7 protein-coding genes are annotated in these 6,968 nt (G+C 67.4%); 2 read left to right on the top strand and 5 right to left on the bottom strand.

Annotated features, from left to right (window positions below; all coding sequences use genetic code 11):
* Positions 1-35: 35 nt before the first annotated feature.
* The 3 genes from FYM52_RS16565 to FYM52_RS16575 all read right to left on the bottom strand — a co-directional run bounded on the left by FYM52_RS16565 (position 36) and on the right by FYM52_RS16575 (position 3,559).
* Entirely contained in the window at positions 36-998 is a 963-nt protein-coding gene (locus FYM52_RS16565; RefSeq protein WP_154164900.1) for a tripartite tricarboxylate transporter substrate binding protein, read from the bottom strand.
* Positions 999-1,300: 302 nt separating this feature from the next.
* Complete coding sequence (gene ilvD / locus FYM52_RS16570) at positions 1,301-3,160, bottom strand: dihydroxy-acid dehydratase (protein WP_154164901.1); 1,860 nt, start codon at positions 3,158-3,160, stop codon at positions 1,301-1,303.
* A 138-nt stretch (positions 3,161-3,298) separates the two neighbouring features.
* On the bottom strand, positions 3,299-3,559 hold the full coding sequence (locus FYM52_RS16575) for a TIGR04438 family Trp-rich protein (RefSeq protein ID WP_042413447.1): 261 nt from the start codon (positions 3,557-3,559) through the stop codon (positions 3,299-3,301).
* Positions 3,560-3,663: 104 nt separating this feature from the next.
* Between FYM52_RS16575 and FYM52_RS16580 the strand changes: the two genes are divergently transcribed.
* Complete coding sequence (locus FYM52_RS16580; protein WP_043382243.1) at positions 3,664-3,969, top strand: c-type cytochrome; 306 nt, start codon at positions 3,664-3,666, stop codon at positions 3,967-3,969.
* A 47-nt stretch (positions 3,970-4,016) separates the two neighbouring features.
* On the opposite strand, the gene FYM52_RS16585 is transcribed toward FYM52_RS16580, so the two are convergent.
* Both FYM52_RS16585 and FYM52_RS16590 read right to left on the bottom strand, forming a co-directional pair.
* Positions 4,017-5,534: a tripartite tricarboxylate transporter permease gene (locus tag FYM52_RS16585; RefSeq protein ID WP_154164902.1), complete on the bottom strand. Its 1,518-nt coding sequence runs from the start codon at positions 5,532-5,534 to the stop codon at positions 4,017-4,019.
* Positions 5,525-6,091 (bottom strand): tripartite tricarboxylate transporter TctB family protein, encoded by a 567-nt coding sequence (locus FYM52_RS16590; RefSeq protein ID WP_154164903.1) that lies wholly within the window; start codon positions 6,089-6,091, stop codon positions 5,525-5,527. Before FYM52_RS16590 ends, FYM52_RS16585 begins: the two co-directional genes overlap by 10 nt.
* 214 nt (positions 6,092-6,305) lie before the next feature.
* Here FYM52_RS16590 and FYM52_RS16595 point away from each other — a divergent pair, with 214 nt between their 5' ends.
* Positions 6,306-6,740 (top strand): RNA-binding S4 domain-containing protein, encoded by a 435-nt coding sequence (locus tag FYM52_RS16595; RefSeq protein ID WP_042413458.1) that lies wholly within the window; start codon positions 6,306-6,308, stop codon positions 6,738-6,740.
* The last annotated feature ends 228 nt before the right edge of the window (positions 6,741-6,968 follow it).

Here is a 6,968-nt window from a genome sequence, read left to right on the forward strand (position 1 = left end):
TTTTCATGGGTGCCAGGCTATTGGATCGCCGTGCTTCACGGCGATCCGTCGCTGATGCCGCGTTGCTGCACCAGCGCCCGCACCTGGGCCGTGGTCTGGGCCACCAGGTGCTCCAGGTGGATGGGCGTGCCCCCCAGCGGGGTCACCCCCAGCTGTGCCAGGCGGGCGCGCAAGGCGGGCTGCTGCAGTGCCTGGTTGGCCGCCCGGTTCAGGCGCTGCACCACGGGCGCTGGCGTGCCGGCAGGCACAACCAGGCCAAACCAGGTGATGGCCAGCGCATTGAGTTCGGGGTAGCCCAGTTCTGCCAGCGTCGGCACCTGCGGCAGATCGGCCAGGCGCTCCTTGGCCGCCACGGCCACGGGAACCAGTCGGCCCGTCTGGATGTGCGGTGCCGAGGACGGGTACTGGTCGCTGAGCACCTGGGTCTGCCCGGCCAGCGTGCTGTTGATCACCGGCCCCATGCCCTTGAACGGGATATGGCGCAGCTGCAGACCGAGATCGGCGTTCAAGGCCTCCAGGATGACGTGGCCCACCGACCCGACGCCCGAAGACCCCGCTGCCCAGCCATCGCCCTGCAGGCGCGCCTGTTTGAGGAACTGCGCAAAGTCGTGCACCTGCAGGCTGGCGGGCACGGAGAACACCGAGGCAATCGACGCCAGCGGCACCACCATGGCGAAGTCCTGCAGCGGCTGCACCCGCGATGCCTTGAGCACCACCGGATTGACCGCCAGGGTGCTGATGGAGCCCAGGCCCAGGGTGTAGCCGTCGGGCATGGAGCGGGCCACTGCCTCGGCCCCCAGCATGCCACCGGCGCCGGCCTTGTTCTCCACGTACACCGGCTGGCCCAGCGGCCCCTGCAGGGCATCGGCCACCAGCCGCGCCACGATGTCGGTAGAACCCGCCGCTGCAAACGGCACCACCAGCTTGACGGGCCTGTGCGGAAATTCCTGGGCCAGCGCCGGCACGGTGCCCGCCGCCCATGCCAGCATGCCGGCCATCACTGCCCGCCACCCGCGGCGACGCCCTCTGACCCCCAACCTGCAACACGCTGCCTTCAGCCCCGACACCGATTCATAAAACATAGCTGCAAACGTATTCAAAACAAGGATTTGAAAGCATTTTCATTCCCAATTCCTTTTTATATCTGCGCAAATAGCTACGTTTTCATGAGCTATCTGCTCCCCCGAAAGATGGCCCCCGCGTGACCTGACCGGCGTTGCGCCCCCACCTGCCCTGGCGGCAGGCGATGAAAAAAGCCGCTGGTTCACAGCGGCTTGTGCAGACCCGGCGCCGGAACGCCTTAGTCGTCCAGCAGGGACAGGTCGCGCACCGCGCCCGTGTCGGCGCTGGTGACCAGCTTGGCGTAGGCCTTGAGCGCCGCCGAAATCTTGCGCGGACGTGGCTTGGCGGGCTTCCAGCCCTTGGCGTTCTGCAGCTCGCGGCGGCGGGCCAGCTCTTCGTCGCTGACCAGGGCGTTGATGGTGCGGTTGGGGATGTCGATGCGGATCTTGTCGCCGTTCTGCACCAGGCCGATGGCGCCACCGGCCGCCGCTTCGGGCGAGCAGTGACCAATCGACAGGCCCGAGGTCCCGCCGGAGAAACGGCCGTCCGTCAGCAGCGCGCAGGCCTTGCCCAGGCCCTTGGACTTGAGGTAGCTGGTGGGGTAGAGCATTTCCTGCATGCCGGGGCCACCCTTGGGGCCTTCGTAGCGCACGATGACCACATCACCGGCCTTGACCTTGTCGGCCAGGATGTTCTCCACGGCCTCGTCCTGCGACTCGACCACGTGGGCCGTGCCTTCAAACACCAAGATGGATTCGTCCACGCCAGCAGACTTCACCACGCAGCCGTTCAAGGCGATATTGCCCGTCAGCACGGCCAGGCCGCCCTCCTTGCTGAACGCATGCTCATAAGAGCGGATGCAGCCTTCGGCGCGATCCAGGTCCAGGCTGGGCCAGCGGGTGTTCTGGCTGAACGCCACTTGCGTGGGGATACCGGCAGGGCCAGCCATGTAGAACTTGCGCACGGCTTCGTCTTGCGAGACGGAGATGTCCCACTTGGCCAGCACCTCGGCCATGCTGCCACCGGCCACCGAGGGCACGTCGGTGTGCAGCTTGCCGGCGCGGGCCAGCTCTCCCAGGATGGCCATGATGCCGCCAGCGCGGTGCACGTCTTCGATGTGGTACTTGGCGGTGTTGGGCGCCACCTTGCACAGCTGGGGCACGACGCGCGAGAGGCGGTCGATGTCGGCCATGGTGAAGTCGATGCCGGCTTCCTGGGCGATGGCCAGCAGGTGCAGGATGGTGTTGGTGGAGCCGCCCATGGCGATGTCCAGCGTGATGGCGTTCTCAAAGGCCTTGAAGCCCACGGCGCGCGGCAGCACGGATGCGTCGTCTTGTTCGTAGTACTGGCGGGCCAGTTCCACAATGCGACGGCCGGCGCTCAGGAACAGCGCTTCGCGGTCGGCGTGCGTGGCCACCACGGTGCCGTTACCGGGCAGGGACAGGCCCAGCGCCTCGGTCAGGCAGTTCATGGAGTTGGCGGTGAACATGCCCGAGCAGGAACCGCAAGTGGGGCAGGCCGAGCGCTCCACTTCAGCCACTTCGGCGTCGGAATAGCGCTGGTCCGCAGCAATCACCATGGCGTCCACCAGGTCCAGTTTCTTGAACTCGATGACCTTGGTGTCGGGGTTGGCCAGCTTGGTCTTGCCGGCTTCCATGGGGCCGCCGGAGACGAAGATCACCGGAATGTTCAGGCGCATGGCGGCCATCAGCATGCCGGGGGTGATCTTGTCGCAGTTGGAGATGCACACCAGCGCGTCGGCGCAGTGGGCGTTGACCATGTACTCGACCGAGTCGGCGATCAGGTCACGGCTGGGCAGCGAATACAGCATGCCGTCGTGGCCCATGGCGATGCCGTCGTCCACAGCGATGGTGTTGAATTCCTTGGCCACGCCGCCGGCCTTCTCGATCTCGCGCGCCACCAGCTGACCCAGGTCCTTCAGGTGCACGTGGCCGGGCACGAACTGTGTGAACGAATTGGCAATGGCGATGATGGGCTTGTCGAAGTCGCCATCTTTCATGCCAGTGGCACGCCACAGGGCGCGGGCACCGGCCATGTTACGGCCGCCGGTGGAAGTCTTGGAACGGTATGCGGGCATGGTGGAGCGGGTCGTTGGTTGGTGTCTCAAGGCTGTCAAAAGCCCATCGCACCATTATCGCCCACCACCGTCCATCGACAGGTACGTGATGCCCCGCAGGCCAGCGGCCCCAGGCGTCGCGATTTGCGACCCCTGCCCTCAGCGCTTGCGCCGCGTGCGGTTGCGCAGCAGGTCGCGCTGCGCCTCCAGGCGGTCCTGCTTGCGCCGGGCCAGTTGCTCCATGGCCTTGCGGCTGCTCAGCCCGGAATGGTCGGCGTAGGCGAACCAGGCTGCGGTCAGCACGAACGCGCCGATCACCCACCACCACGACAGGGCGACCAGCCACGCCACCTCCAGCATCCCCAGGAACGCCAGCACCTTGCACACCGCCAGCACCGCCGCAATTGTTAACAGCCACATGTTTTGTCACTCCTGTTCACCGCGCGTTCACACACGGCAGCCCCACCCGGATGACGCTGCATCTAAAATGGACAGCACCCCTCCAACCAGAAGAAAGTGTAGCGATGAAGCGTTCTTTGATCACCCTGGCGATGACTCTGGCGGTGGCCGCCCCCGCGCTGGCCGATCAGGCACTGGCCACGGCCAAGAACTGCATGGCCTGCCATGCGGTGGAGAAGAAGCTGGTGGGGCCGTCGTACAAGGACGTGGCCAACAAATACGCCGGCCAGGGCGATGCCGTGAACAAGCTCGCCGCCAAGATCGTCAAGGGCGGCAGCGGCGTCTGGGGCCCCATCCCCATGCCGGCCAACAACCAGGTCAGCGAGGCCGAGGCGCAGAAGCTGGCCACCTGGATCCTGGGCCTGAAGTAAGCCCAGGCCACACCCACACAGAAAGCCACCGCCAGCGGTGGCTTTTTTCATTCCAGCTCGCGCGCCTGGGCCATGCGCCGCTGGGCCCAGCCTTGCAGCAGGCGCGGCATGACGACCAGCAGCAACGCGATCACCAGCAGCGCCAGCGAACCGGGGCGTGTCACAAAGATGCTGAAGCTGCCATGCCCCACGGCCAGGGCCTGACGCAACTGCACTTCAGCCTGCGGCCCCAGGGCCAGCCCCACCACCAGGGGGGTGAAGGGAAAGTCGAAGCGCCGCATGAGCACCCCCAGCAGGCCAAAGCCGAACAGCAGCAGCAAGTCGACCGTGCTGTGCCGCATGCCATACACCCCGGCGGCGGCCAGCACCAGCATGGTGGCGTACAGCTGGGGCCGCGGAATGCGCAGCATCCAGGTCCACATGCGCACCATGGGCAGGTTCAGCACCAGCAGCATCAGGTTGCCGATGAACAGGGAGCCAATCAGCGTCCACACCAGCACCTGGCCGCTGCCAAACAGCTGGTGCCCGGGAAACACGCCGTAGTTGTTGAAGGCCCCCAGCATCACCGCCGTGGTGTTGCTGGTGGGAATGCCCATGGTCAGCAGCGGAATCAGTGCCGCCGTCACTGTGGCGTTGTTGGCGGCCTCGGGCCCGGCCACCCCCTCGATCGCCCCTTCGCGGCCGAACTCCTCGCGGTAGGCCGGGCGCACCATGTAGCGCTCGGCGGCGTAGCTCACATAGGTCGGCATGTCGATGCCCCCCACGGGCACGCAGCCAAACGGTGTGCCGATCACCGTGCCGCGCAGCCAGGGGCGCCAGGAGCGCTTCCAGTCCAGGCGGGACATGCGCAAGCGCCCCACGGTGTTGAGGGTGGTGTGCACCCGCCGCTCGTACAAGGCCGAATACAGGACCTCCCCCACGACAAACAGGCCCACCGCCACCAGCACCATGTCCACCCCGTCCGTCAGTGCCGGCCAGCCACCGGTCAGCCGCTCCACACCACTGACAGATTCCACGCCCACACAGGCCAGCGCCAGCCCCACGAACAAGGCCGTCACCCCGCGCAGCGTGCTCTTGCCGACGGCCGCGCTGACCGCCCCGAAGGCCAGCACCATCAGCATGAAGGTCTCGGCATGGCCCAGCCCCTGGGCCACCCCGGCCACCCAGGGCGCCGCCCACACCACCAGCAGCGACGCCAGGGTGCCGGCAATGAACGAGCCAATCGCCGCCGTGGCCAACGCCACCCCTGCACGGCCATTGCGGGCCATGCGGTGCCCTTCCATGGCGGTCACCATGCTGGCGCTTTCCCCGGGGGTGTTGAGCAGGATGGATGCCGTGGAGCCACCGTACATGCCCCCGCAGGCAATCGCAATGAAGAAGATGAAGGCCTCGGTGATACCGACATGGAAGGTCATGGGCAGCAACAGCGCCACCGCCACCGAGGGGCCGAACCCCGGCAACACCCCCAGGGCCGTGCCCAGCAGGCAGCCCGCCAGGGCGAACATCAGGTGCTCCGGCGTGCTGGCCAGCACCAGCCCTTGCCACAAGGCGTGCATCACATCCATGGCCAGCTCCCGCCGGGCAACGACACGCCCAACCCACGGGTGAACAGCAGGTAGGCACCACCAGCCACCACCAGGCCCCAACCCAGATCCGCCGCCAGGCGCTGCGCCCGCAGCCCTTCACCCGGCCGGTCGGCACGGCGCAGGCCCTGCACCGCCAGCACATAGCCCAGCGCCGCAGCCGGCACAAACCCGGCCTGCGTGATCAGCTGGGCTGGCAGCAGCAGCCCGGCCACCACCCAGACCGCCGCGGTGATCTGCGGGCGCCCCCCGCTGGACGGCGGCATCTGGCGCCAGCCCCCCTGCCAGGCCTCCCACACCAGCCACAGGCCGCACAGCAGCAGCACGCCGGCGCACAGCCAGGGCAGCAAGCGCGGCCCGCCATCGTCGCCCGCCTGGGCCACGGCGGGCAATGCCCCACCGCCCCAGGCCAATGCCAGGGCCAGCAGCGCCACCGCGCCCCCTACGGCCACCTGTCCCACCTCCACCGGCCGGCGTGCGCCCTGCGGCGCCTCCCCTGGCCCAGGCTGTGCACCCGGCACAGCACCCTCTTGTGTCATATCAATGCCTCTGATCGTCGTTCCACCACCCAGCCTACGCCGCCCCACAGGCTGCCACCAGCGGGTACCTGCGGCTCTGCGCAGGATCAAGCTTGCGGGGCTGCCGCATCATCCCGTCCATCGGCCCCGGCACAGCCGGTACAAACCCGGATTGCCATGCACGGCGGGCCTGAGCGCCCTCCCCAGCCCACACGGTATCCCCGACAATCGACCCATGAGTGAAATTTCTTCCATGCGACTGGACAAATGGCTGTGGGCGGCGCGTTTTTACAAGACCCGCAGTCTGGCCGTGGAACAGATCAGCAAGGGCCGCGTGACGGTGAACCAGGCCGCGGCCAAGGCCTCGCGCGAAGTGCGCGTGGGCGACACCATTGCCTTGCGCCAGGGGCAGGTGCCCCGCACGGTGCAGGTGCTGGGCCTGAGCGCGATGCGCGGCCCGGCCCCGGTGGCGCAACAGCTGTACCGCGAAACCGCCGACAGCCTGGCCGAGCGCGCACGCCTGGCCGAGGAACGCCGCCTGGCGCCCGAGCCGGCCGCCAGCATTGCCCAACACCACGACGGCCGCCCCACCAAGCGTGACCGCCGCGACATCGAACGCGCGCGCCACAGTTGGGACGACCGCTGGAGCGCCAGCTGGGATGGCAATTAATCCGCAATCCCTGCCCCACCGATAACCATTCATCGGAACCTTTTGTCGAAAACTGCTCCAATCCTTGCTATTGATAGATGAACACCTGCCTTAGGGGCAGCAAGGGATTTCAGTGATTTTCGACAAGTTTTCGGCGCGCAGTGCACGCGCCTGGGCCGCCTCCGTCTTGGGGGCCGCCCTGCTGACCGCCTGTCTGGGCAACTCCTCCCCCTCCGCCAGCCAGGCCCC

This window comes from Comamonas sp. CAH-2 (assembly GCF_009668305.1).
Taxonomy (GTDB): domain Bacteria; phylum Pseudomonadota; class Gammaproteobacteria; order Burkholderiales; family Burkholderiaceae_C; genus Comamonas; species Comamonas aquatica.